We start from the raw sequence: 25800 nt of genomic DNA on the forward strand, positions 1-25800 counted from the left end.
CCTCGTCGAGTTCTGACGTATCCATCCACGAATGGTCTCGAGAATCGACGGAAAACTCGAGCCGACACGCCGACCTAACAAAGTACTACTAGGTGATCAGATCGCCGACCTGGTGGGGAGCAACCGGGAGTCCTGGCTTTACCGAGGAAGGACCGTCATCGACGCGGGTGTTGTCCTCGCAGGTTCCTCCGACCTTCCGGTCGCCGACAACAACCTACGCAGGGGCATGCAGGCTGCGATAGACCGTCGTACCGAGTCCGGATACGAGTTGGCGCCTAAAGAAGCGATCACGCCGGAGGAGGCGCTTCGCACGCACACTGAATGGGCGGCGCGTGCAACCGGTCAGATCGATGACAAGGGGACGCTCGAACGAGGCAAGCTTGCCGACTTCGCTGTGTTCACGGAGTCACCGCTCACTGCCTCCAAAGTGACCGACATCGACGTCGTCGCAACGATTGTCGGGGGAAAACTCACGTACGACAGCCGACCAGGTTCGGCGAAACCTCAGGTGATCGTGTGAAGGAGAATGCAATGAATGCGGTCCGAAAGCCGGCCGACAGCCTCGCGCTCGATCTCGACTACGCCGAAGCCGGCCAAGTCCACTTCGACCGAACGATCTCCGAGCTCGGAGACGACCGACTGCGTGGACCATCACTGCTTCCTGGCTGGACTCGCGCGCACGTGATCGCACACGTCGGGTTCAACGCCCGAGCGCTTACCCGCCTTGTCGATTGGGCAAGAACGGATATCGAGCATGCGATGTACGAGTCAGCCGATGCACGCAACCGGGAAATAGACTGTGGAGCGCCGATGTCGACTACCGAACTTCTGCGGCTGAGTCACGGCGAGGCGAACGCGCTTACGTTGGCCTGGCGGGCTGTTCCCGACGATCGCTGGGCAGACGAGGTGAGCAACGCGCAGGGCGCACGCATACCAGTGCGCGACACGGTGTGGATGCGAGCCCGTGAACTGTGGTTACATGCTGTGGACCTCGACCATGTCGCGAGTGAGTCGGACGTCCCGGCCGCAGTGCAGCGACGGATAGTCCAGAACGTCTTGGACACCTGGGCCACCCGGGACAGTCATCGGGTACATGCCGTGGTCTCAGTCACCGGCGAGCGGCTCGAGCTGGTGCCGAGCCCCGCCGTCGTGCCCGCCACCGCTGATCCTCGAGCGACAGTGTCCGGATCGTTGCCGAACTTGATGCTGTGGGCGACCGGTCGCAGGCACGCAGGAGTGTCCGCTCTCGATGTGTCGGGCCGTGAGATCGGCGAAGCTCCGACAGCGCGTCGCTGGCTTTGACCTCCACTATCGACACTGAACGACAAGGGAAAAATTGTCAGTCTCCTCCATTCTCGGTGGCCCATTGGTTCCACAGCGTCGAGAACTCGTAACCGAAATTCCCGGGCCGGAATCACAGAAACTCATGCAGCGGAAAGTATCCGCTGTTGCTGCGGGCGTCGGCCATGTCGTGCCCGTGTCGATCGTTGCGGGCGGCGGCGGGATCTTGATCGATGCCGACGGCAATTCGCTGATCGATCTCGGGTCCGGCATCGCTGTGACCGGCATCGGCAACTCGGCTCCCGCTGTTGTCGAGGCCGTAACCCACCAGGTGCAGCAGTTCACCCATGCGTGCTTCACCGTGACCCCGTACGACGGCTATGTCGCTGTCGCCGAGAAGCTCAACTCGATCACCCCGGGCGACCACGAGAAACGCACAGCGCTGTTCAACACGGGTTCGGAAGCCGTCGAGAACGCAATCAAGATCGCTCGGTCCTTCACAGGCAAACACGCGGTGGTGGTCTTCGATCATGCGTTCCACGGCAGGACCAACCTCACGATGAGCATGACGGCGAAGAGCATGCCGTACAAAGACGGTTTCGGACCGTTCGCGCCCGATATCTACCGCGTCCCGACCTCGTATCCGTTCCGCGACGGTTTGACTGGCGAAGAGGCCGCACGATATTCGCTCTTGCAGATAGACAAACAAGTCGGCGCATCCAACCTTGCGGCGATAGTGATCGAGCCAATTCAGGGTGAGGGCGGATTCATCGAACCGGCTCCAGGTTTTCTTCCTGCGTTACAGGATTGGGCAACCGCGAACGGTGTGGTGTTCATTCTCGACGAAGTCCAGACGGGGTTTTCTCGCACAGGCGATCTGTTCGCGTCGAATCACGAAACCCTTGTACCGGATATCATCACGACCGGAAAAGGCATTGCGGGCGGGCTTCCTTTGGCCGCGGTGACGGGTCGAGCGGAGATCATGGATTCGCCCCAGCCCGGCGGTCTTGGGGGTACCTATGCCGGGAATCCGATTGCCTGTGCCGCAGCACTCGCCACTATCGAAACGTACGAGAAGCACAACCTTGCCGTTCGTGCGCGCCAGATCGGGGCAGTCATCGACGAGGTCTTCTTCGAACTGGCCAACTCGGACGACCGCATCGGAGACGTTCGAGGCCGCGGAGCGATGAAGGCCGTCGAGGTAGTGCTCCCCGGTAGCGGTGACCCGGACCCGTCACTTACGGCATCCGTCGCGCGCTTCGCCGCGGACCACGGCGTAGTCGTACTCACCTGCGGCACCTATGGAAGCGTCATCAGATTTCTCCCACCACTCACTATTTCGGACGAGTTGCTGCGCGACGGTCTCCGCGTCGTCGTCGACGGATTCCGCGCGCATGCACCGACTACACACGTAAAGGAAAACAGGCCATGACCCTCGAAATGCATGAACAGGACCTACTCCACAAGGTCCAGGCCGGGATCGGCATCGGTGGAACATGGGGACCATCGAGTTCTGGCGCCACTTTTACCGTCGAAGACCCCGCAACCGGAGACGTCATCAAGTCCGTCGCCGACGCAACTGTCGAGGATGCTGTTCGCGCGCTCGACTCAGCCGTTGCAGCACAACAGGAGTGGGCGGAAACCCCGAGCCGCCTACGCTCGGACATCCTGCGTCGAGCCTTCGACCTCCTGATAGAGCGTAAGGAAGAGTTCGCACTCTTGATCGCCGTGGAAATGGGCAAACCCATTTCCGAGGCTCGCGGGGAGGTCGTCTACGGAGGCGAGTTTCTACGGTGGTTCTCCGAGGAAGCTGTGCGCGTTCAGGGGGACTATCGACGGAACCCGGAGGGAACCGGCAGCATCACCGTGTCACATCTGCCCGTCGGACCGTGCTATTTCATCACGCCATGGAACTTTCCACTCGCGATGGCGACCAGAAAGATAGCCCCGGCACTCGCCGCGGGATGTACGGCTGTCATCAAGCCGGCGGAACTGACGCCCCTCACCACGATTTACCTTGTGCAGCTGCTGGAAGAGGCAGGGCTTCCGCCGGGGGTGGTAAACGTCGTGCCCACCTCGAACCCGGGCGCGCAATCCAGTGTGCTGCTGGCAGATCCGCGACTCCGTAAACTGAGCTTCACGGGCTCGACGGCCGTCGGTGTCAAGCTTCTCGAGGCTGCCGCACCGAACGTCTTGCGGACGTCGATGGAACTCGGCGGCAACGCGCCCTTCCTGGTGTTCGACGACGCAGATCTCGACCGAGCGGTGGAGGGCGTTCTGCTCGCCAAGTTCCGTAACATCGGCCAGGCTTGCACAGCCGCGAACCGTATATTGGTACACGATTCTATCGCCGACGAGTTCGTCGGTCGTGTGAGTGAACAAGTTGCGGCGATGAAGATCGGTCGTGGTGCCGACGAAGGCAACGATATCGGTGCACTGGTCGACAGAAGAGCGGTCGCAAAAACGGTGGCTCTGGTCGCCGACGCAGTGGAAACGGGCGCGGAGATAGTCACCGGCGGCGACACCGTCGCAGGACCGGGTAACTTCTTTCAGCCCACTGTGATCGACAAGGTCGGTCCCGACGCTCGGTTGGTCAACGAAGAGATCTTCGGTCCGGTGTTGGCCATCATCCGTTTCGCATCGGAAGACGAAGCCGTGCAGATCGCCAACGACACGGAGTACGGCCTGGTCAGCTACGTGTACACCGAGAACCTCGGCCGAAGTCAGAGGATGATAGAAAAACTTCAGACCGGCATGATGGGACTCAACACCGGTCTCGTCTCGAATGCAGCAGCACCGTTCGGAGGAATCAAGCACTCGGGGATCGGGCGTGAAGGGGGCTTCGAGGGAATCCGAGAGTTTCTGTCCACCAAATACACGCTGACACCGCGATAGCAACAAAGACGAACACAAAAAAGGGTGGGTACGTGCCGCGAGACAGACAGGGCGATTCTGTCAACTTTCACGTCGTCGCCGAGTACTGGCTGCGCACTGAAACTTCAGACGAAGTTCTCGGGCATCTCGCTCGACTCGCCGCAGCAAGCCGGAATGAGCCAGCGAATCTCGGCTACGAGTACTTCCGCAACGTCCGAAATAGCCTGCATGTAACGATACTCGAGACGTACCTCGACGAAGCGGGCTTCGACGCGCACCGGGTGTCGTCCCATTTCGAGGAGATCGGGAAAGGCAAAATTCTCCCCCTTCTTACGGAACGTGTCGTACGCACGTACACCCACGAAGCCACGACCTAGTGGGTGAGCCACTTTCGCTGAAGGCCCATGGACCATGACGAACCAAGAGACGACTGGCAGCGCTTCTCCTGTCGCGATCGGCCACTCGATTCGTTGACAGACGACCATTCCCGGGGCGCCTGCCGGCGGCTGACCATTGTGGGGTGAATCTCATTGCGGACGCCATCATCGTCGGGGCCGGTGTCATCGGCTCGTCGACGGCACTAGAGCTCGCTCGCGCCGGCCTGCGGGTCGTCGTCGTCGACCGTTTACACGGACCCGGCCAGGGCTCGACCAGCGCTTCGAGCGCCGTGGTCCGGTTCAACTACTCGATCTTCCCCAGCGTCGCTGCGGCGTGGGAGTCCAAGCATTGCTGGGTGGACTGGGCTGACCACCTCGGCATGGTCGACCCCGCGGGAATGGCCGGCTTCCGCCGCACCGGAATGGTGTTCCTCGATGTCGATGTGGCCCCGACCGAAAAGGTGATGCCCCTGTTCGACCGGGCCGGCGTGCCATACGAGCTGTGGGACGCAGCCACGCTCGCCGCCAGCGTTCCCGGCATCGACCCGGGCCGTTTCTGGCCTCCCAAGCGGCTTGACGACGAGGCATTCTGGGGCGACCCAGTGGGCCGACTCGGTGCCCTGTGGACTCCCGACGGTGGCTACGTCGACGACCCGATGCTGGCCGCCGTCAACCTGGCCACCGCAGCGCGGAAGGCTGGCGCACAGTTCCTGTTCCGAAGCCAGGTCACGGCCGTGAGACGGTCCGACAGCCGCGTCGCCGGTGTCGACCTCACGGACGGGACACGTGTGAGCGCACCCGTCGTCGTCAACGTTGCCGGCCCCTGGTCGCCGATGTTGAACGACATGGCCGGTGTGGGGGAAGACTTCACGATCGAGACCCGTCCGATGCGACAGGAGGTGCACCACGTAACGGCGCCTCCGGGCTTCAACGACGGGGACCGCATCGGCCCGGTCATCGCGGACCTCGACCTTGGTACATACATGCGTGGCACACCCGGCGACGGGTTCTACATCGGCGGCACTGAGCCCGAGTGCGATCCGCTGCCGTGGATCAACGACCCGGATGCCGCTGACCTCGACCCGACCCCCACCGCGTTCGAGGCACAGGTGATCCGCGCAGCGCGTCGCTTCAGTGAGCTGGGCGTACCCTCGCGGCCGCGGGGCATCGCCGGGGTCTACGACGTGTCCTCGGACTGGACGCCCATCTATGACCGCACGGGCCTCGACGGCTTCTACGTCGCGATCGGCACGAGCGGCAACCAATTCAAGAACGCTCCGGTCGCTGGCCAATTCATGCGGGACATCATCCTCGCCGTCGAGGCCGGGCACGACCACGACGGCGACCCGGTCCAGTACCGCGGGGAACGGACCGGGCTCACAGTCGACCTCGGGTCCTACTCCCGCCGGCGCCCGGTCAACACCGAGTCCAGCGGAACGGTGATGGGGTAACGGACCGGCCGGACAGAAAGTGACAGCGCTTCCACGACATTCCCGGCCTGCTCATGCTCGATTCGTCACGGCGGCCGGGATCGTGGTTGCGCTGCGGTGGCTGCATCGTCTGGGACCACGGTCATATTCCGGATTTCGTGCTGCGGGTGTGGAGGGCTGACGCATCGTCAGTTGTGGGAGTGCAGCGGTCTGTTGGCCAGTGCGAGTGCGGCCTCGCCGAGGGACTCGTTCTGCGTGGGATGCGCGTGGATGAAGGCAGCGACGTCCTCGGGGTAGGCCTCCCAGTTGACGATCAGCGAAGCCTCGCCAACCTGCTCACCGAATCGGCTGCCAATCATATGGACCCCGACGATCGGGCCGTCCTTCTCACGAACGAGCTTGACGATGCCCGCGGTCTGGAGGATTTGTGACTTGCCATTGCCCCCGAGGTTGTACTCGACGATGTCGACGTTGTCCTCGCCGTACCTCTCCACGGCCTGGGGTTCGGTGATGCCTACGCTGGCAAGCTCGGGCTCGCAGTACGTAACGCGCGGGACGTTGACGTCGATGATCGGCTGCGGGTCGAGGCCGGCAATCTCCTCGGCCACGAAAATTCCGTGCGCGAAGCTGCGGTGGGCCAGCTGTAGGCCGGGCACCAGGTCGCCGACCGCGAAGACACCCTCGACGTTGGTACGCAAACGCTCGTCGGTGGGCACCCAACCACGGTCCACCGTGACCCCAGCTTCCTCGAACCCGAAGCCCTCGCTACGTGGGCCGCGGCCCACGGCGACGAGCACCACATCGGTGTCGATCGTGTCGCCGTTCTCCAGCGAGACAATGGCACCGCTGTCGGTCTGTTCGACGCTCGTGAACTTGACGCCGGTCCTGAAGGCGATCTTGCGCTTGCGAAACGCGCGCTCGAGCTGCTTGCTCAGCGATGGGTCCTCCAGTGGGACAAGCGTCTTCATTGCCTCGATGATTGTGACGTCGGCGCCGAACGACTTCCAGATGCTCGCGAACTCGACACCGATCACGGAGCCGCCGATGATAACGACGCGCTCGGGGACCTCGCTCATCTCCAGGGCCTCGTCGGAGGTGACGATGCGTCCGCCGATGTCGAGCCCCAGGGTTCGGGGGGCCGAGCCGGTCGCAAGGATCACGTTCCTGCCGGTGTACTTCTCACCGTTCACTTCGACGGTGCCGCCACCGTTCTCGTCGGTGGAGACGAGTTTGCCCTCCCCCTCGATGATCGTGAGGCTCTCGGAGGACGCGAGTAGTCCTTGCAGGCCCTTGTAGAGGCGCTCGACGACGCCGGCTTTGAAGGCGTTGACGCCCTTCATGTCGATGCCCTCGAACGAGGCCTTCACGCCGAAGGACTCGGACTCGCGAGCCGCGTCGGCGACCTCGGCGGAGTGGAGCAGCGCCTTGGTGGGGATACAACCGTTGTGCAGGCACGTGCCACCGAGCTTGCCCTTCTCGACAATGGCCACCGAAAGGCCCAGTTGGTCGGCGCGGAGTGCCGCGGCGTAACCGCCGCTCCCGCCGCCGAGGATCACGATGTCGTACACATTCGGCATGTCAGTGGTTCTCTCTGCTCGTTCGGGCTTCGGTGGCCTGCTGGTAGAGGCAGCCGGCGCGGTGCGGTGAGGAGCGGACGGAGGGGTAGGACATGACGCCGACCAAGCCGATGGCGGTGGTCTCGACCAGCTCGACGAAACTCCTCTAGCTCGGCTTGATGCTCCACGGGGTGATGAGACCTGCTCACCGCGGCGTACCGGGCCCGGCCATTCACGACAGCACGAAGGCCTCGCTGGGGTCCCCCAGCAGGCGCCCCAGCGTCGCCAGCACATTCGACCCAAGTTCGCCGTCGACCAGTCTGTGATCGAACGACAACGCAAGCTGCGTGACTTTGCGGATACGGATCTCCCCGTCGACGATCCACGGGGTGTCCCGCACGTTGCCGAAGGCCAAGATTGCCGCTTCACCGGGGTTCAAGATGGGCGTGCCGGCATCAACGCCGAGCGCACCGATGTTGGTGATGGTGATGGTCCCCTGCGTCATTTCCGCGGGCGAAGTCTTGCCAGCACGCGCAGTGGCCACCAGCTCGGCCATGGCATCCGCGAGGCCGCGCAGGTCGAGATCCTGCGCCTCCTTGATGTTCGGGACGATCAGACCCCGCGGGGTCGCCGCCGCCACCCCGAGATTGACGAAGTGCGGTTCCACGATCTCCTGTGCGGCCTCGTCCCAGCGTGCATTGATGCCGGGGTGGCGACGGATGGCCATGAGAAGGGCACGAGCCACGAGGACCAGCGGAGTGAGACGTACGCCCGACCAGTGCCGGTCGGCCTTGAGCCTGGCGAGCAGTTCCATCGTCCGCGTCACATCCACCGTGAGGAAAAGCGTCACGTGCGGCGCGGAGAAGGCCGAGCTCGTCATGGCCGCGGCGATCGCCTTGCGCACCCCCTTGATGGGCGTCCTCGTTTCGCGGTCTCCAGACTCCGCAGCCATCCGTGGTGGCGACTGGATGAATCGGGCCCCCGCGCCGGCCGCGGCCTCGACATCCCGACGGGAGATGACCTCACCATTCGACGCGACGACCGAAGTCAGGTCCACGCCGAGCTGCTTGGCCAGGAGACGGACCGGAGGCTTGGCGCGGGTCGCGCCCCGGCTCGGCTTGGCGACGGCCTCACCGCGTAGGGGCGCCACGGCATTCTGCTCTGGAACGGCGACGCTCCTGCGTGCCAGTCGGCGGGTCCGAGGAACAGCGGCGGTCGGGCCGGGTCCGACGAGCACCGATGGCTTCTCCTCGACCACCTCCTCCGTCGCGGGCCCACCGACGGAGGAGGCCGCGATTACACCGGTCCCAGCCGAGGACTCGATCCCGTCCTCGATCGAGACGATGACGGCTCCGACCGGGACGGTCTGCCCGGGCTCGACGTGCAGGACCGTGACGGTGCCGGCGACTGGAGACGGGAGCTCGACGGCGGATTTGGCCGTCTCGATCTCGAGGAGGATCTGGTTGACCTCCACGGTGTCGCCCGCGGCAACCTGCCACTCGAGGATGTCGGCCTCGGTGAGACCTTCGCCAACGTCGGGAAGCTTGAACTCGAACACAGGGTCTCCTAGAAGTTCAGGCTGGCGTCGACGGTCGCGAGGATCCGGTCGACGTCGGGAAGAAAGCGGTCCTCCATATGAGCGGGCGGGTAGGGAAGGTTGTAGGCACCGACTCGCAGGACGGGCGCCTCCAGGTCGTAGAAGCATTCCTGCGTGATGGTGGCGGCAACCTCCGCGCCGATGCCGAGGAAGGTCGAAGCTTCATGGACCACCACGACGCGATGGGACTCGGCCGTCACTTTGCGCAGTGTCGGAACGTCGAGCGGGGAGATCGTGCGCAGGTCGACCACGCCGACCGAGAAACCGTCCTCCTGCGCAGCGGCTGCCGCCGCCAGAGCTGTGGCCACAGTCGGCCCGTGAGCGACCAGGGTGCAATCGGCGCCTTCGCGCAGGATTGCCGCCTCGTGCAGGGATCGGGTGGGTTCTACCGACACCTCCGCCTTGTCCCAGTAGCGCCGCTTGGGTTCGTAGAATATGACCGGATCGTCGGATTCGATGGCCTGCTGGATCATGTGAAACGCGTCGTCGGGGGTGGAGCACGACACGACCCGCAGCCCGGCCGTGTGGGCGAAGTAAGCCTCGTTGGACTCCGAATGGTGTTCGACCGCACCGATGCCGCCGCCGACGGGGATGCGGATGACAATCGGCAGGGAGAGGTGTCCCCGCGAGCGGGCTCGCATCTTGGCGAGCTGGCTGACGATCTGGTCGAAGGCGGGGTAGACGAAGCCGTCGAACTGGATCTCACAGACGGGCCGGTACCCGCGCAACGCCAAACCGATTGCGCTGCCGACGATGCCGGACTCGGCAAGCGGGGTGTCGACGACGCGCTCGGCGCCGAACTCCGCTGCCAGTCCGTCGGTCACGCGGAAGACGCCACCGAGGGTGGCGATGTCCTCACCCATCATGAGGACCTTCTCGTCACGAGCCATCGCGGCGCGCAGGCCCGCGTTGATCGCGGCGCCGAGGGCGTATCGGGTGCTCACGTCAGGCCACCGTCCGGCCGTGGTGGGCGAGGTGCTGCGCGAGTTCGGACTGCATGACCGGGTGCGGTTCGGAGTAGGTGTGCTCGAAGACGACGGCGAGGTCGTCGCCGTGCACAGACTTGCACTGCTCGCGGACCTCGGCCGCGAAGACATCGGCGCGGACTTCCAGGTCACTGAAGTGGCGCTCGCTGACGCCGACGTTGCGTAGGAGTCGCTCGAGCCGGGCGACGGGGTCTTTCGCCTTCCAACCGGCGAGCTCATCGTCGGTGCGGTAGCGCGTGGGGTCGTCCGAGCTCGAGTGTCCGGCGAGGCGGTAGGTCTGGGCCTCGATCAGTGCCGGTCCCTCCCCGGCTCGGACCCGCGCGGCCGCGTGCTGGGTGACGGCGTGTACGGCGAGCGCGTCGTTGCCGTCCACGTGGTAGCCCGCGACCCCGAATCCGGCGGCGCGGACGTGGAGTGGAGTACGCATCTGCGTGACCGTGGGGGTCGAGATCGCCCACTGATTGTTCTGGCAGAAGAACACGACCGGGAGGGTGCCCGCGGCCGCCCAGTTCAGCGCCTCGTTGACGTCACCTTGGCTGGCCGCGCCATCCCCGAAGTAGGTCATGACGACCTCGTCGGAACGGTCGAGCCGGACACCTGCGGCGTAACCCGTGGCGTGGAGGGTCTGGGTACCGAGGACGAGCGAGTTGATGTGCACGTGCGACACCGCAGGGTTCCAGCCCGAGTGGGCTGCCCCACGCCATTGCCGCAGGAGGTCGGCAGGCGAGATGCCCCGGCACAGCAGCGCCGCGTGCTCGCGGTAGCTAGGGAAGACGTGGTCGGTGTCCCGGAGTGCGCGTATCGACCCGACCTGGGCTGCCTCCTGTCCCCAGGCCATGAGCCACAGGTGCAGCTCCCCCTGCCGCTGGAGGGCCAGCGCCTCGTGGTCCAGTCGACGGGCCAGCACCATGTCAGTGTGGAGGTTCTTCGCCAGCTCGAGGTCCACACCGAGGCATTGACCGGCGGGAGTGAGCTCACCCCTCTCGTCGACGAGCTGAAACGGAGCCGTCGATGCCGGATCGTCCTGACGGGCGGCGACGAGAAGCGCCCCGACCACGTCGGGCGTGGTCGCGATCGTGGTCGTGCTCACGGGCAGAGTCCTTTCGGAAGTGACAGCGAGGGTCGTCGGGTGCGTGGACACGTCAGCTCTCCCGTCCGGCGGTAAGCCGCTGTTGCACGATGCTGCGCGCGGCCTGCGACGTCGTGACGTCGGTGTCGAGCGCCGAACGGATCACCTCGCCTACCGTGTGCTCGATACGCCTCACGCGAGCAAGAACGTCGGCCCGGCGCTCGTTCGTGAGCTCGCCGCTGACCTGGATCAGCCCGCCGGCATTGGCTAGATAGTCCGGGACCCAGAGGATCGACCTGTCCGTGAGCGCCCGGGCCACACTCCCGTCGGCGAGTTGGTTGTTTGCCGCGCCACAAACGACTCTTGCGCTCAGCCGAGCCACACTGGCCGCCGTCAGGCTCGCGCCGAATGCACACGGTGCGTAGACGTCCAGCTCCTCGGTCAGCACCGAATCCGCGACCTGGACCTGCGAATCGTGCCCGTCGAGCTCGCTCAGCGCGGCGGGTAACGGGTCGGAGACCACGACGCGGGCTCCTACGGACTGGAGGAAGGTCACGAGGTGCCGCCCGACCTTTCCAATTCCCTCGACCCCGACGACCTTGTCCGCCAGACCGTTCCCGCCCCAGGTCGCCGTTGCCGCGGCGTGCATCGCCGAGAAGACACCGAGGGCCGTTGCGTAACCGCTGTCGCCGGAGCCGCCGGCGGCCGTGGTCCGTCCTACGACGTGGGTGCTGGTCCGCCCGATGACGTCGAGGTCCTCGGACGTGGTGCCCACGTCTGCGGCCGTGTAGTACCGGCCGCCAAGTGACTCGACGAATCTGCCGTAGGACTCGAGAAGCCTCTCGGTCCGCTGGGCTACCGGGTCGCCGATGATGACGGCCTTCGCGCCGCCGAGGGGCACGCCGGCGCCGGCCGCCTTGTACGTCATTCCCTCGGACAGCCGCAGCACATCGGTCAGCGCGAGCGACTCGTTCGCGTAGGGGTGGAACCGCGTACCGCCGAGGCCTGGACCGAGCGTGGTGTCGTGGATCGCAATGATCGCCCGGAGACCCGTCCGATCGTCTCGGCAGAACACGACCTGCTCGTGATTGGCGTCCCGCAGTTCGTCGGCTCGGTCGAAGACGGCGAGGGGGATGGAGGGTTGGTCGAGGACGCTCGTGCTCATGGCGGCGCAACTTTCGTCGACTGACCTTCCGGGCGCGTTGCTCGTCCGGTCAGGGGATGACTGTCCCGTGGATCACACCGGACATTTCGTTGACTCAATAATGAGAAACTCGGATCTCAGCGTCTACAGACGACTGTCGCGGTCGTCGGCGACTTTCCGCGACACGTTGCCCCGTCGCGGACTGCCCGCATGCATCGCGGCGGCGTGGGAGTCCAAGCACAGCTGGGGGGACTGGGACGGACACCTCGGGGGCCTACGTCCGCCGACGCGAGGTCAACGCCACGTCCAGCGGAACGGTGATGTGGTAGCGGATCGGCCGGACTCGTCCTGAGTGCCTGACGCGTACACACTCACACGGAGGCGGGCGGTGAATCAGCCTTCGGCGAGGACCGGTGCAGGGTGGCTGATCCACGATCGGTTCCGCTTTCGAACTGCCGACGCCCGGCAGCGGCAATGACCTTGCCGGGGTTGAGGATATCGTGCGGGTCCAGCGCGGTCTTGATCGCGCGGTGCAGGTTCATGACCGCCGGCGGCAGCTCCCGGACGAGGCCGTCCATCTTGAGCAGACCGACACCGTGCTCTCCAGTGACAGTGCCACCGAGGGCGAGCGCTTCCTCGATGATCTCGTGGAAGGCGTGCTGCGCCCGTTCCCTGGCCGCGTCGTTGCCACGAGGCGTCACCAGCAGGGGGTGCAGGTTTCCGTCTCCGGCGTGGGCGATGTTGGCGATCAGGGTGTCGTGCTTCTTGCCGATCGCCTCGATACGGGCGAGCATCTCCGGTACCGCTGCCTTCGGCACACAGACGTCTTCGGTGAGCACGGGGCCGAGACGCTCGAGGGCCGGGTAGGCCAGGCGTCGTGCCTCGAACAGGGCGTCCGCTTCGAGCTGGTCGGTCGAACGGGCCGCCCAGGTAGCGCCCGCGCGCTCGAAGCAGTCACGGATCGCGTCCGCTTCTGCATCGCCTGCTGCGCCAGGTACGTCGCAGCGCGCCAGCAGAACGGCGTCGGCCGCTACGGCGAGGTCCATCTTCTTCCACCGGTCGACGGCCTCGAGACAGTGCCGGTCGATGAGCTCGAGAGCGGAGGGGACGATGCCCGCCGCTCCAACGGCTGTGACTGCGCGCCCGGCATCGACGATCGACGAGAAGAACCCGGCGACGGTACGCTCCGGCTCTCGTTGCGGACGGAGCCTGACCGTGACTTCGGTGATGACACCCAGTGTTCCTTCGGAGCCGACGAGCAGGCGCGCGAGGTCGTACCCCGCAACGCCCTTCGCCGTGCGTCGACCGAGCCGGACCAACTCGCCCGTGCCGGTGACAACCTGCAGCTCGAGCACGTAGTCGGCGGTGACGCCATACTTCACGCAACAGAGGCCGCCCGCGTTCGTCGCGACGTTGCCGCCGATGGTCGACCACGGCGACGAGGCGGGGTCCGGGGGGTACCAGAGACCATGCTCGGCGACCGCGGCGCGCAGGTGATCATTGACGACGCCCGGTTGCACGACGGCCAACCGCTCGACGGTATTGAGCTCGGTGACGGCTGTCATCGCCTCAGTCGATAGGAGGACGCACCCGTCGACAGCGTTCGCCCCGCCAGACAGGCCGGTGCCCGCCCCACGGGGCACCACGGGAACGCCGAACTCGATGCAGGCGCGCACGACCTCCTGGACCTCCTCGGCAGTGTGCGGCCTGACGAGGACGAGCGGCGCCCCGTGGGGTGCCCACTCGGCCTCGTCGTGCGCGTAACCCGCCATCACCTCGGGACCTAGCTGCAGACGGTCAGCGTGGAGGCGCTCTTGAAGGCGTTCGATCAGCATTGGCAAGCTCCGCGGTGAGTGGTGACCGAACTCATGCAGGACTCGACCAGCAGGTGCGCATGAAGCTCAGGAACGAGGGTTGCAGACCGGTGAGGTGAGTCTCACCCAGCACTCGTGTAGTCAGCGCGAGTCCTGAGTCGGTCGTGCGCAGGGACTCGACGAGCAGAGTGAATCCGCGTCCGAGCATGCGATAGATCGGTAGCTCTCCCGTCATCTCCGGCCCGTTGATCGTGAGGTGGAGCCGCTTGCCTGTGAGGTCGGGCAGCTTCTCGGCGAGCGTGAGAGGCTTGCTCTCCAACGAGGCGAGGCCTGGACTGCCCGAGCCGTAGGCGGCGAACAAGGGACAGCCCGTGAACAGGGCGTATAGCGTGAAGAGTCCGCCGTATGAGTAGCCGAACAACCCGTGACCCTCCGGGGCGACCCGATAGCGACGGGTGATCTCCGGGTGGAGCTCGTCGGTGATGAAGGAGAGGAATGCGTCGGCACGCGTGTTCGCGAGCTGGTGGAGATAGGCGTCGGCTTCCTCCTGCGTCATCAGCTGGTGCTCGATCGCCGTCTCCAGCGAGGACAGCATCGCCGGTGGGATCGGTTCGCCAGGTGGCACGAGATCCCGGTTGCGCACGCGGGTCCAGTCCTGAGCGTCGACTCCGGCGTAGCCCACGGTCACCTGAATGTAAGGCGCAATGGGAAGTGCCAGGTCGCTCTGCATTACGGCGAGCGGGGCCGTCTGACCCAGACTGTAGTTGCCGTCCGTGACATAGAGGACGGGGTAATCCTGCTCATCCTGGCCGTACGTGGGGGAGACGGTCACCCACACCGCGAACCGGGCGCCGACCGACGGCGACTCCATCTCGAAGTACTCTGTCGAGCCGAACACCTGGTCCACCGTCATTGCGGGCGCGGTCACGCCGTCGTTCTGACTGCGTTTCGTTGCTTCGTCACTCATGTGGGCTCCTTCAGTTGAGGCGGTTCTTGACGACCTCACCGCTACGCATGATGAGGTCCAGGTGGCGGCCCTCCGCGGCGAGGAGGCCGATGTCGGTGAGTGGGTCGCCGTCGACGACGATGAGGTCGGCGTGGGCGTCCGGCTGGATGCAGCCCAGCTTTTCCGTCTGCATCAGGATCTCCGCGCCCACCGAGGTGGCCTGGCGAAGGAGCTCGAGAGGGGTGAAGACCTCGCGACGGAGCTCGAACTCGCGCGTCTGCTGGGGGTAGAAACCGGCGAGCAGGTCGGTGCCGAAGGCGAGCTTGACGCCGGCGCTGCGCATCACGTCCAGCCCGGCCATCGAGTCCTCGTAGATGGTGCGAAGCTTGTCCATGCGGTCGCCTGGCAACCCCATCTCCAGGCCCTGTTCGACGAGCGAGTAGAGACAGACCATCGTGGGTACGACGTACGCGCCCTGCTCCGCGACGAATCCCGCCGTCTCGGCGTCGATCAGGGCCGCGTGTTCGATACAGCGGACGCCGAAGTCGACCGCTCTGCGCGTCGACTCGCTCGTCAGGCAGTGCGCGGCGACGTAGGTGCGGCGCTCGGCGCACTCCTGGACGATCGCGCGAATCTCGTCCTCGCGGAACTGGTTCATCCAAATCGGGTCGCTCGGGGACATCACGCCACCGGACGCGACGATCTTGATGCAGTGGGCGCCGCGGCGCAGCTCCTCGCGGGTGGCCTTGATGCACTCGTCGACACCGTCGGCGATCACGCCGGCCCAGTTCATCGCCTCGCACGAGCAGTACCCATGCGTGTGGTGTTTCTCGTTGGGTGTGCGGTAGTCGACGTGGCCGCCGGTCATCGACAAAATCTTGCCCGCGTAGTAGAAGCGCGGCGCCCGGATCAGTCCGTCGGTAATGGCGGCGGACAGGGGGTAGTCGCCCCCGCCGATGTCACGCACCGTTGTGAACCCACTGTCAAGCGCATGGCCGAGCTTTTTTATCGCATACGCAGTCCGGTAGGGCGCGTCGCGGTCGTTGAGAACGCGCGGATCGAGGTCCGAGAAGTACGAGTGCACGTGCATGTCGATCAGACCCGGCATGAGGGTCTTGCCCGCGACGTCGATCCGAAGCGCATCGTCCGAGCGGATCGGACGGTCCGAGACATCGCAGATGCGACCGTCCGCAACGAGCACCGCCATCCCGTCGGCGCACTCCTCGGACACACCGTCGAAGATCCGGGCGTTCTCCAAGATGATCTGTGTCATCGTCGAGCCTCCTCCACTCCTGGGGTTGAGACTCGATCATCCTTCGGCTCGCGGTACCAGACCAGCACCACGGTGATGGCCAGGACCGCCGTCGATGCGACGAAGAGCGGGAAGGCCAAGGTGGAGCCCGTAGCCTGGGTGAGCCACACCGCGATGAAGGGCATGAACCCGCCGACGATGACCGTCAGGTTGTAGGCGACAGCGCCGGCGGTGACACGGACCTTGGTTGGGAACAACTCAACGACGTTGATGACGGCCGGAGTGATGAACACAGACAGTGGGATGACAAAGATCAGGGCGCCCAGCAGTCCGAGCGCGAACGTTCCGGTGGAGCCGAGCAGGAAGGTCGGCACGACGGCCACGGCCATGGCACTGGCGCCACTGATCAGGATTGGCTTGCGTCCGATCCGGTCGGCCAGACCGCCCGAGAGCAGGATGCCCACGATGATCACGAGGCCGGAAAGGGTGTTGATCGTCAGCGCCGACCTCTCGGAGAAGCCGTTGGCGAGCATAAACGCCAGGTAGGCGGCAACGCTGACGTAGATGGCGATCGAGTAGAACGAACCGAATCCCAGGTACAGGAAGATGGCACGCCTGTTCTCCCTCATGGTCAGCCAGAAGCCCTCCGGGCTCGGGCTGGGCTCGGTCACATCGGCGGCGCGCTTCTCGTGCAGCTGCCTGAACTCGGGCGTCTCCTCCAGGGAACGCCGGATGTAGAGACCGACGAATCCGAGAGGAAGAGCCGTGGCGAAGACCACGCGCCAGCCCCACGACTGCATCGCGTCGGCCGGCAACGCCACGGTGAGTACCGTTCCCAGCAAAGAACCCAGGACCATGGCGCAGAACGTGCTCACGCCGAGGAAGCTGATCGTGCGCGCCCGACGGTCCGCCGGCGAATGCTCGTACAGGAAGGCCGCAGCACCGGCCAGCTCACCGCCGGCGGCGATGCCCTGGCAAATGCGGGCGCAGATCAGCAGGATCGGAGCGGCAATCCCGATGGTCGCGTACGTCGGAATCAGCGCTATGGAGAACGTCGCGACCGACATCATCGTGATCGTCACGTAGAGGATGTGTCGTCGCCCGTAGCGGTCACCGACGCGCGCCAGGATCACCCCGCCGACCGGGCGCACGAGGAACGCGATTCCATAGGCCGCCCACGTATTCAGCATGGCTGCCGTGGGGTCGTCGGCCGGGAACATGGCGACGGAGATGAACGCGGCAACCACGCCATAAACCGCGAACTCGTACCACTCGACGAAGTTGCCGATCGATGCCGCAACCACGGTGCGTCGCAAGCTGGGTTCTTTCGCCGTTCTCCGAGGCGCGTCCATGTTCTCATTACTCACGAGGCATCCCTTCGCTACGCCACCCGCTGTGGCCCGTCTGATGTCACCGGTTCTGCTTGTTGCAGTGGTCGAACTAGCATCACCTGAGGCGATAGTCGAGGCAGTAGTCATTTGTCGTGACTTCAGCCGGGACCGCTTGACCGATGTCGCGGGCCACCGCAGGAGGTGACAGTTCAGGAAGCTGCGGCAGTGCTGGTCTCGAACCTCGTGCCCACCACCACTGCGGCGACTACACAGGGTTTACTGCTCCGGTTGACCCACCGGTGCACGTTGCCGACCTGCACGATCACGTCGCCCGTGTGGAGGTCTTTGACCTGCGAGTCGCTGAGCTCCAGAGTGATGGGACCGTCCACGACCACGACCAGGTCGACTGTCTCCGAGGTATGCATGCCCTCCGTGCCGGGTTCGACAGTTGTCAGGAGGCCGGGGAAGGCCTCTTCCAGCTCCTCCAGCTGGCTCTCTGTCGGGGCGTCGATCGGGGCAGCGGCCTGCCCTGGTTGCAGAGTGAGGAGCACAAAACGCCAGCCGTCGGCCGGCGGGAAGTGGCTGTGCCACGACGGCTGCGAGCCATCTCGTGGCAGAACGCGTCCGTCGGCACCCCAGATGTGGTGCATGGCCACACCGGGCAGCGCCTCGGCCGATCGAGCCTCGATCATGGAATCCTCGGTGAAGACCGGATTGCCGTTTTCGTCGTTCGCTGAGATCACTCGTCGGAGCATGGTCGTTCCTTTCGTCTGTTCATGGATCGGCGGCCAGTCTCGGGCAACGAGAGCCACTATTTCTGATCGGTTCTCGTCCACCGCCTCCCTGCATCCTGATCAAGACAACGGCGCCCGGCCACGGAGGACTGTCACCACATTGGCCAAGATTCCTCGACAGGTGTCGGGATCAGTGGAGGAGACCTCGCACCGCCACGTAGCGCACCACCGCGAGGCGGTGGGGTTCACAAGCTGCCGCTGTCCTCCCGAAGCATCGCCCCGGCGTGGTGGACCAAGCGCCGTCCGTCGCGACTTCGGGCCCATCGACGCGACACCTGTCGGATGCCGGGACCGTCCGAGTTCGGTAGCGTAGGTCAACCCGCCCAGGTCGCCTGCCGAGGGGCGCACGACGGCGTGACGGGTACTCGAGTCAAGGAGCGGTACGGTGAGACCTCGCACCGAAGAGGACCTCTTCAGGCCCGATCGACGTCATGGGTCGGCGGCGGTGACGACCACGGACTTCGACACCGTGCAGGCCATCGTGGACGACCTTGCCGACCGTCTCCAAAGATCGGTCGCTGTGGACGACACATCCATTCGGCTCATGGCGTCGAGTCGGCACTTCGGCGAGGAGGACGAGCTGCGATCGAGCTCGATCCTCAATCGTGAGGTGCCTGGTTCGATCGTCGACCGCATCTTGGACATGGGCATCGCGGACTGGACGGAGCCCGGATGGGTCGAGGACGCCGAGCTGGGCCTGAGGCGCAGGTTATGTGTGCCGGTCCGCTATCACGGCTTGCCGCTGGGGTTCATGTGGCTCATCGAATGGCCGGCCCATCCCATCGGGCCCGCGGACGTCGAACGGGCCGTTGCCGCAGCTGCCCAGGCCGGCGTACTCCTCTTCCGCGGCCGGCTCACGCGCGAACGGTTGAGGAACCGTCACGAGGCCGTGTTGCGCGAGCTGGTCTCTTCGGACGAAGCAGCACGGGCGCAGGCGGTCGAGGACCTACGGGCCGAGCAGGTCTTTCCCGAACACGCCCAGCCATATCAGGTGCTCGCAGTGCGGACGACGACTCTGGCCAACACCACGACAGGCGACCCCGAGTTGCAGCAGGTGGTCCAAGAGGCTGCGGGACGACTGCTGTCCGGCACCGCCATGGCGGTCGCAGGTCCGGCGCGAGCCTGGCTGATGCTCGCTGGGGCGGAGCCGTGGTCTGACCGTCGCGTCGAGTCGTTGCGCAGCCAGATCACCGACCGACTGGCCACAGGAACATCGGGTGAGCCTGAGGTGACCTTCGGCCTGGGCGGAGTGGTCACGGAGTTGGACGACCTACATCTCTCCTACCGTCAGGCTCTGATGGCGGCGCGTGCCGCGGATCTCGTGGCGTCGTTCTCGCCATTCGCGAGGTGGGCCGACCTCGGCCCGTATCAGCTGCTGCTGCGGATGAACAGCAGCGACATCGCGTCAGTGTCCTCCCTCCAGGCCCTCCAGGCCCTCGCAACCGCCGACCATCACGGGATCCTGCTCGAGTCCCTCGAGTGCTTCCTCGACCACGCCGGCGACGTCCGTCGCTCCGCGAGCGTCGCCTGCGTGCACCGTGCCACGTTCTACCAACGACTCAGGCGCATCGAGGACATCACCGGGTGTGACCTCGGGTCCGGGACGGACCGGCTGATGCTGCACCTTGCACTCAAGATCCGCGCCCTGACACCCAAGTCCGGGACGCTCGGCCGATGACTCCAGGAACGGCTCGGGATCGACAGCCAGGGTCACGCCGCAGGCGTCCAAGGGTGGGGACCTCGACCTGGCCACCAGTGGGTACTTCTTCAAGTAAGTCCACCCCTCACTCGCGAATGAGGGCAGGCTAAGCTCGGATTGTAAAGATTGCTTGTGTCGAGAAAGTAGCTGCATTCGTGTCGATGACTGATTCCGTAGTGCCACGAACGTTCGACGCGGTGACGGTGTCCACGGTGTTCGTGACTCCCGCAATGATCAGGGTTCGGTTCGGGGGTGCCGGACTCGGGAAGTTCGAGAGCACGGGGGTGCCCGACGAGAGGTTGCGGCTGCTCTTCGGTGATGGTGCCGAACAGGTCGCACGCAGCTACACGGTGCGCGCATTCGATCCGCGGGGACCGTTCCTCGACGTCGACTTCGTAGTACATGACGGCGGAATCGCGGCCGACTGGGCACTGCGCGCAAAGCCTGGTGATCGGCTCGAGCTCTCCGAAGCTCGCGGATGGTACGGACCTCCCTCCGACAGTGGCTGGCAGTTGCTCGTCGCCGATATGACCGGCCTTCCGGCTTTGACCCGCGTGATCGAGCAGCTCCCCGCGGATTCTCGCGCATTCGTGATCGCTACAGTGCCCGATGGCGGTGACGAACAGACCGTTGCGACACAAGGCAAGGTGTCCTACCAGTGGTTGCACACATGTCTTCCCGAGCGCGGGAAGACAAGCAGCACCGCCACACCGTCACTACCCCAAGCGGTGCGATCGTTCAGCCTTCCCGACGGCCCAGGACATGTGTGGGTGGCCACCGAGGCCTCCGAAGCCCGATCCATCCGCAAGTACTTCCATCGCGAACTGTCTTGGGACCCCACCAGATTTCAAATCAAAGGATACTGGCGTCGGGACAAAGAACGATGGCAGCAGCGCTACGCGCAAGTACACGACCGCATCGACGCGGTCCGCGAGCAGGCCATTGCCGACGGCAAATTCGGTGACGAACTCGCCCGAATCGTCGACAACGCACTCGAACAAGCCGGATTGTGAAATCCCCGAACTCACCCACTCCTCTGTAAGGAACCCCATGGCTTCCTCGATCACCCTGTCGCCGATAACAGTGTCGTCACTGATGATCTCTCACGCCGGCACTTCGGCGCCGCCGCAGGTCTATCCCTCGCCGCGCTGGTCGGTGCGGCATGTTCTTCCGCAAACGACGACACCGGCAACAGCACTGCGGGCGGCTCGACTCGCACGATCGAGACACCGATGGGCCCAGTCACAGTCCCGGTGAATCCACAACGAGTCGTGAGCCTGGACGCATACGTCGGATTGCAAACCCTCGACGAACTCGGTGCCCCGGTTGTCGCGACCGGAACCCTCGGCGGTGGACTGCGCACCCTCGTCAGCGCCGCCTCGCAAGAGTTGCCCTCGATCGGTGTCACTGCACTCGGGGACATGCAACTCGAAGCGATCGCTGCAGCGGCACCCGACCTGATCGTCGGACGCCAACCGATCGGCGAGGAGTACTACACCGAATTGTCCGGTATCGCTCCCACAGTGTTGATCCCTTTCACGTACTGGCGGGACCAGTACATCGATGTTGCCGATTCTGTCGCACTCGGCGCTCAGGCCACGCAGAACTTCACAGGTCTCGACGAACGGATCGTCGCCCTCCGCTCCGAGATCGAGCTGGCGTGGCCCGATGGAGTTCGTCTGTCGGTGGTCCGGGTGTCGGACACCTCCGGTGATGTGCGCTCGTACAACACTCTCGCCGCATCGACAACGTTCTTGTACGCCGATATTCTTTCGGGAGCAGGGATCGTCCCTACCGCCAATTCCTTGACCGGAGCTGATCCGAGCAAGGTCAACACCGCTGTCAGCGCAGAGAATCTTCCGCTCATCGACGGTGACGTGATCATCTACTACGTCGGAGCCGGCGGCCAAGCCGACGCAGGAATTGCGGTCGAGCAGTCTCTCGTCTCGAGCCCGTTATGGTCGAAACTGTCAGCAGTACAAGCTGACCGAGCTTTCAAAGTCGACTCGGCACCATGGTTCGACGGCTACAACCTGACCGGGGCAAACGCTGTCATCGACGATCTGCGAAGAATCCTTCTCTGACGCGAGGAACTGTGCGATCGCCGCATCGTTCGCGTGTCCAGTCGTGTACTTCAGAAAGCACCTCGCATTCATGGCCCGACGGCCTGACGGCGAGGCGCTCGGCGTTAACGTCTTCGTCGCCGCTTCGTCGGACCGCAAACTCGTGAGTGTTCGGAAAGCCGTTGCATCGACGGAGTATTGCAACGGGACGACTCGTGGCCGGAGGCCCATGTCGCCGCTGCCCGGTGGACAAGGGTTGCGACGTCGCACTTGACCCAGCGGGCCTATGGCCGCTCTCCACAGAGCGCTGTGGCAGGGAGGGCGGGTCGCTGCAGACGACATCGTGCGGCCGGTCCAGGATCGGCCGGTCCAGGTCGGCCGGGAGACCTTGACCCTGGGATACGCGGGCGTGTACTCGAGCTTCCTGCGCCACGCCGAAGCTGCGGCGAGGCAGTACGGACTCGACACTCGTGCAATTCTTCTCGCGGCCGGCGAACTGGGACTCGTCGACGATCTTCGGACCCTCAGCTGAAATCATCGATACTGCTGCAGGTAAAGACTGCGTCCGTCCCTCTCTCTGTCTGGGCGAAACGGGTCATTGTTGAGAGTCCACCCCCTCCCGCCGACGCGTGTCGAGATCTGCCAAGCCCGCACGTAGAAGCAGCCCACGCAGCTTGCGAACGCTGCGACTGTGAGAGCGCACAGCGTGAGTGTCCATCCGCTTCTGATTGCCAGGGCGAAGACGAACGACCCTAGGCCCAAGAACCCGAGAAGCATGAACACGTAGCCCAAAAAGGGAAACGGAATCTTGCGCAGATTGTTTTTCAGCACTTCCGACACCACCTTGTTTTTCTGTACTCGAATGCAGCTTCCTCGGAGGCCTCGGCGAACGACTACCTACGGGACCCGGCGATGCAACTAACAATACGCTACGCGTAGCGTAGCGCGCAAATGCGAGGCCTTGGCAAGTAGATGCCAGCTGACTGGATAATGTTCAGGACAACCGGACGGAGAACATGGCACCGACATCGAGTGATGACAGAATCCACGCTGCCGCACTGCAGCTACTGCGCAGCGGCGGCCCCCGTTCGGCAACGATCGAAGGTGTGGCGGCGTTGTCCGGGGTGGCGAAGACCACGATCTACAGGCGCTACCGGAACCGCCGAGAGATGCTCAGTGCGGTTCTGGCGCCCATCTCAGATCCACCACGGGGCGACATACAGATGGAACCAGTCGAGCAACTACGGTCGTTCGTTCACTACGCTGCGGGCGCCGTTCATGCCGGGATCGGGTTCGGTGGCTTGGCGGCGTTGTTGGTAGGTGATGATCCAGAATTCTGCGAATTGTTTCGTGACGTTCTCGTCGAGCATCGTTCGCACCTGTCGGCGGCCGTCCGCGCCGCGGTCGAGGCCAAGTTGATCCGGCCCGACGTTCCGATCGACACTCTCGTCGATTCGATCGTGGGCACGTACGCGATGGAACAGGCGCGCACGGGCAAGATCGAAGAGGGGTGGGAGGATCGAATAATTGCTCTACTGTTCCCCGGATCGGACCGCGTCGGATCCTCACGGAGTTGAGATGCTTGATCGGTCTCGGACCCATCGTCCGGAGCTGATGCAGTGGATGTGAGGGGTGGCATTTGCCCAGCCCTCCGTTTTGGCGATTCTTATCGGGGTTCAGAACGACCGCGGATGGCGCACGTTGGTCGACGATGTCCTCGACATTCCGGAGATGGCCGACGATGACCGGAACGCGACCAATGTTCTGCGCGTACAGAACCGAGCAGAATGCGACGCGCTCGTCGTCGAACGCACATCGTTGTTCACGACGGCGGATCTCAGCGCGAACTTGGCTGCCGCGGGAATCCTTGCATCCCAGGTCAACCACGCGCCACCGACTGTCCTGCGCCACCGCAGGGGTGGATGGAGGTACAGCGCCCGTTCGACGAGTAAGTCCGTGTCACGGCCCGACTATCTTGTAGCGCTGTATGCGTGAGTACAAGGTCGTCCGCCCGATCCCGAGAGCGTCGGCCGCGATGGTCTTGTTCCCTCGCGATGCGCGGAGCGCGGCAACGATGGCGTCGCGCTCGGCCGCTTCCATCAACGTGAGCGCACGGCCGGCTCGTGGTTGCGGTCGAATGACCTGCGGCAGATCCAACTCCGTGACCACACCGCTATCACGGCCTCGCACCGCGAAGTCGATCACTGCGCGCAATTCACGAAGGTTGCCGGGCCAATCGTGTTGCGCAAGAGATCGAAACACCGACGGTGCAAATTCGATCGCAGAACCGGGGGCGACTTCCGAGACGACCGACTTCACGATCGACACCAGCTTGTGCGGGTACGAACGGAGCGGTTGAAGTTCGCGGCGGGTCAACGCCTGGGATGCCAGAGCGCGGTGGGGGTTGCTCAGCTCGGCAATCGGAATGCTCGTGAGCACCACGGAACAGGCGCTCTCTGACACTACCGCTGAAAGCTGTCGTACCAACTTGATCTCCAACGCGTCGATATTGTCGATCACTACGGAGGCTTCGGGATGTGACAGAGCCGATCGAACGTCGGCGAACCACTGCGTCTTGGTGCCGATGGAGTCGAAACTGTCGAACGATGCTCTTGCTTCTCCTGCAATCTTGAGCGCCGTTGTTGTCTTGCCCGTTCCCGGCTCGCCTGTCACCAGAACTACGCGAGAGAGCGGCGGGGCCGCTGCAGCAGACGCGGTTGTCGGAGTCGCTCGGAAACCCGCGGTAAGTCGTTCCGGCTGAGGGGCGCTTTTTTCGGTGATCTCGAACAGGACACCGCCGTTGCTCCCCGCGACCGAACTCGCGCGGACCGCGACGGGCAGACCGGAAGCGAGGACGAGAGATCCTTCGTAGTCCGACCTTGTCGTCAACTCGGATGCAATCGCTCGCAACGCAACATGGTCGACTCCTCTCACCAGGTCGGCCGCGGCAGTATTGGCAAGCACGAGGTTCTCACCGAGCGCCACCACGGCGTGCCGCACCTTGTTCGAATGGGACTGGAACTCGGCCAGTAGTTGCTTTTCGGCTATTCGTGATCCCTCCAGGAGGCGCTGCTCGATGTCGCGTGTCGCACGCATCAGGAACGGGCCCAGAAGCGTCGTTGCGTCGGAGACCGGACCGGAGACATCGATGACGCCTTCGATCCTGTGCGTGATCGGATGGATGATCGGAGCGCCATAGCAGGCGAAGAGCTTCAGGGCTTCGAGAAAGTGTTCATCTCCTGTGACAGCAATCGGCTTTCGGAGCTCGAATGCGGTAGCGAGCGAATTCGTTCCGCTTACTTCTTCCAGGTACTGGAAGCCCGGGACTGCGAGAACACGGTCGAGAGCTTGACCGACAGTCCGGTCTCCGACTCGCCGATCGACAATCCTCGACGTCCGGTCGGCCAGGAGTATCGAAAATCGAGTATCGGCGAGATCGTCGACCATCTTGTCCAGGACCGGCCCAGCGGCCAACGTCAGGCTGCTTCGCGTGTCGACATCCGCGATGGTCCTTTCACGGACGTCCATTCCCGGGTCCAGGCCGCTCATGGCAGCTCGGTGCCATGCAAGTTCGATCTCTGGACGTC

22 protein-coding genes and 1 pseudogene are annotated in these 25800 nt (G+C 64.4%); 12 read left to right on the forward strand and 11 right to left on the reverse strand.

The window, feature by feature from the left end; translation table 11 throughout:
• Positions 1-31 precede the first annotated feature (31 nt).
• The 6 genes from A2J03_RS19140 to A2J03_RS19165 all read left to right on the forward strand — a co-directional run bounded on the left by A2J03_RS19140 (position 32) and on the right by A2J03_RS19165 (position 5983).
• Positions 32-520: an amidohydrolase family protein gene (locus A2J03_RS19140; protein WP_068377113.1), complete on the forward strand. Its 489-nt coding sequence runs from the start codon at positions 32-34 to the stop codon at positions 518-520.
• Between the two features lie 11 nt (positions 521-531).
• On the forward strand, positions 532-1302 hold the full coding sequence (locus tag A2J03_RS19145) for a maleylpyruvate isomerase family mycothiol-dependent enzyme (RefSeq protein WP_068377173.1): 771 nt from the start codon (positions 532-534) through the stop codon (positions 1300-1302).
• Between the two features lie 124 nt (positions 1303-1426).
• Entirely contained in the window at positions 1427-2713 is a 1287-nt protein-coding gene (gene gabT, locus A2J03_RS19150; protein WP_231912615.1) for a 4-aminobutyrate--2-oxoglutarate transaminase, read from the forward strand.
• The gene (locus A2J03_RS19155) at positions 2710-4176 is read left to right on the forward strand and encodes an NAD-dependent succinate-semialdehyde dehydrogenase (RefSeq protein ID WP_068377116.1); all 1467 of its coding nucleotides are present in this window, start codon (positions 2710-2712) and stop codon (positions 4174-4176) included. The genes gabT and A2J03_RS19155 overlap by 4 nt, the downstream gene beginning before the upstream one ends.
• Before the next feature lie 32 nt (positions 4177-4208).
• Positions 4209-4532 carry a putative quinol monooxygenase gene (locus A2J03_RS32095; protein ID WP_068377119.1) on the forward strand — a complete coding sequence of 108 codons (324 nt, stop codon included), beginning with the start codon at positions 4209-4211 and terminating at the stop codon, positions 4530-4532.
• Between the two features lie 143 nt (positions 4533-4675).
• Complete coding sequence (locus A2J03_RS19165; RefSeq protein WP_068377122.1) at positions 4676-5983, forward strand: NAD(P)/FAD-dependent oxidoreductase; 1308 nt, start codon at positions 4676-4678, stop codon at positions 5981-5983.
• A gap of 167 nt (positions 5984-6150) precedes the next feature.
• On the opposite strand, the gene lpdA is transcribed toward A2J03_RS19165, so the two are convergent.
• From lpdA to A2J03_RS19215, 10 genes are all read right to left on the reverse strand, one after another.
• The gene (gene lpdA, locus A2J03_RS19170) at positions 6151-7539 is read right to left on the reverse strand and encodes a dihydrolipoyl dehydrogenase (protein WP_068377124.1); all 1389 of its coding nucleotides are present in this window, start codon (positions 7537-7539) and stop codon (positions 6151-6153) included.
• A gap of 211 nt (positions 7540-7750) precedes the next feature.
• Positions 7751-9076 (reverse strand): dihydrolipoamide acetyltransferase family protein, encoded by a 1326-nt coding sequence (locus A2J03_RS19175; protein ID WP_068377126.1) that lies wholly within the window; start codon positions 9074-9076, stop codon positions 7751-7753.
• A gap of 8 nt (positions 9077-9084) precedes the next feature.
• Positions 9085-10059 carry an alpha-ketoacid dehydrogenase subunit beta gene (locus A2J03_RS19180; RefSeq protein WP_197480858.1) on the reverse strand — a complete coding sequence of 325 codons (975 nt, stop codon included), beginning with the start codon at positions 10057-10059 and terminating at the stop codon, positions 9085-9087.
• Position 10060: 1 nt separating this feature from the next.
• Positions 10061-11191 (reverse strand): thiamine pyrophosphate-dependent enzyme, encoded by a 1131-nt coding sequence (locus A2J03_RS19185; RefSeq protein ID WP_156520465.1) that lies wholly within the window; start codon positions 11189-11191, stop codon positions 10061-10063.
• Positions 11192-11243: 52 nt separating this feature from the next.
• A complete protein-coding gene (locus A2J03_RS19190) occupies positions 11244-12335 on the reverse strand; it encodes a Glu/Leu/Phe/Val family dehydrogenase (protein WP_068377127.1) in 1092 nt (363 codons plus the stop codon).
• Positions 12336-12685: 350 nt separating this feature from the next.
• On the reverse strand, positions 12686-14149 hold the full coding sequence (locus A2J03_RS19195) for an FAD-binding oxidoreductase (protein ID WP_082897939.1): 1464 nt from the start codon (positions 14147-14149) through the stop codon (positions 12686-12688).
• A gap of 31 nt (positions 14150-14180) precedes the next feature.
• A complete protein-coding gene (locus A2J03_RS19200) occupies positions 14181-15095 on the reverse strand; it encodes an alpha/beta hydrolase (protein ID WP_231912617.1) in 915 nt (304 codons plus the stop codon).
• A 10-nt stretch (positions 15096-15105) separates the two neighbouring features.
• Positions 15106-16347, reverse strand: a complete 1242-nt coding sequence (locus A2J03_RS19205) for a metal-dependent hydrolase family protein (RefSeq protein ID WP_068377128.1) — start codon at positions 16345-16347, stop codon at positions 15106-15108.
• The gene (locus tag A2J03_RS19210) at positions 16344-17693 is read right to left on the reverse strand and encodes an MFS transporter (protein WP_197480859.1); all 1350 of its coding nucleotides are present in this window, start codon (positions 17691-17693) and stop codon (positions 16344-16346) included. Before A2J03_RS19210 ends, A2J03_RS19205 begins: the two co-directional genes overlap by 4 nt.
• Before the next feature lie 173 nt (positions 17694-17866).
• A complete protein-coding gene (locus A2J03_RS19215; protein WP_197480860.1) occupies positions 17867-18400 on the reverse strand; it encodes a cupin domain-containing protein in 534 nt (177 codons plus the stop codon).
• A 436-nt stretch (positions 18401-18836) separates the two neighbouring features.
• Between A2J03_RS19215 and A2J03_RS19220 the strand changes: the two genes are divergently transcribed.
• The 6 genes and pseudogenes from A2J03_RS19220 (at position 18837) to A2J03_RS19250 (ending at position 24208) form a co-directional block, all read left to right on the forward strand.
• The gene (locus tag A2J03_RS19220) at positions 18837-20129 is read left to right on the forward strand and encodes a PucR family transcriptional regulator (RefSeq protein WP_156520466.1); all 1293 of its coding nucleotides are present in this window, start codon (positions 18837-18839) and stop codon (positions 20127-20129) included.
• A 182-nt stretch (positions 20130-20311) separates the two neighbouring features.
• On the forward strand, positions 20312-21163 hold the full coding sequence (locus tag A2J03_RS19225) for a siderophore-interacting protein (protein ID WP_068377185.1): 852 nt from the start codon (positions 20312-20314) through the stop codon (positions 21161-21163).
• 258 nt (positions 21164-21421) lie between these two features.
• The gene (locus tag A2J03_RS19230; RefSeq protein WP_231912618.1) at positions 21422-22234 is read left to right on the forward strand and encodes an ABC transporter substrate-binding protein; all 813 of its coding nucleotides are present in this window, start codon (positions 21422-21424) and stop codon (positions 22232-22234) included.
• Positions 22235-22541: 307 nt separating this feature from the next.
• A pseudogene (locus A2J03_RS19235) lies at positions 22542-22745 on the forward strand (hypothetical protein); the annotation flags it as partial.
• Positions 22746-23229: 484 nt separating this feature from the next.
• Positions 23230-23790 (forward strand): TetR/AcrR family transcriptional regulator, encoded by a 561-nt coding sequence (locus tag A2J03_RS19245; protein WP_068377139.1) that lies wholly within the window; start codon positions 23230-23232, stop codon positions 23788-23790.
• Between the two features lie 55 nt (positions 23791-23845).
• Positions 23846-24208 carry a CoA transferase gene (locus A2J03_RS19250; RefSeq protein WP_068377142.1) on the forward strand — a complete coding sequence of 121 codons (363 nt, stop codon included), beginning with the start codon at positions 23846-23848 and terminating at the stop codon, positions 24206-24208.
• Here A2J03_RS19250 and A2J03_RS19255 read toward each other — a convergent pair.
• Positions 24173-25762, reverse strand: coding sequence for a sigma-54-dependent Fis family transcriptional regulator (locus A2J03_RS19255; RefSeq protein ID WP_068377188.1), 1590 nt, complete (start codon positions 25760-25762; stop codon positions 24173-24175). The two genes, A2J03_RS19250 and A2J03_RS19255, sit on opposite strands and share 36 nt — an antisense overlap.
• Between the last annotated feature and the right edge of the window lie 38 nt (positions 25763-25800).

Source organism: Rhodococcus sp. EPR-157 (assembly GCF_001647195.1).
Taxonomy (GTDB): Bacteria; Actinomycetota; Actinomycetes; order Mycobacteriales; family Mycobacteriaceae; genus Rhodococcoides.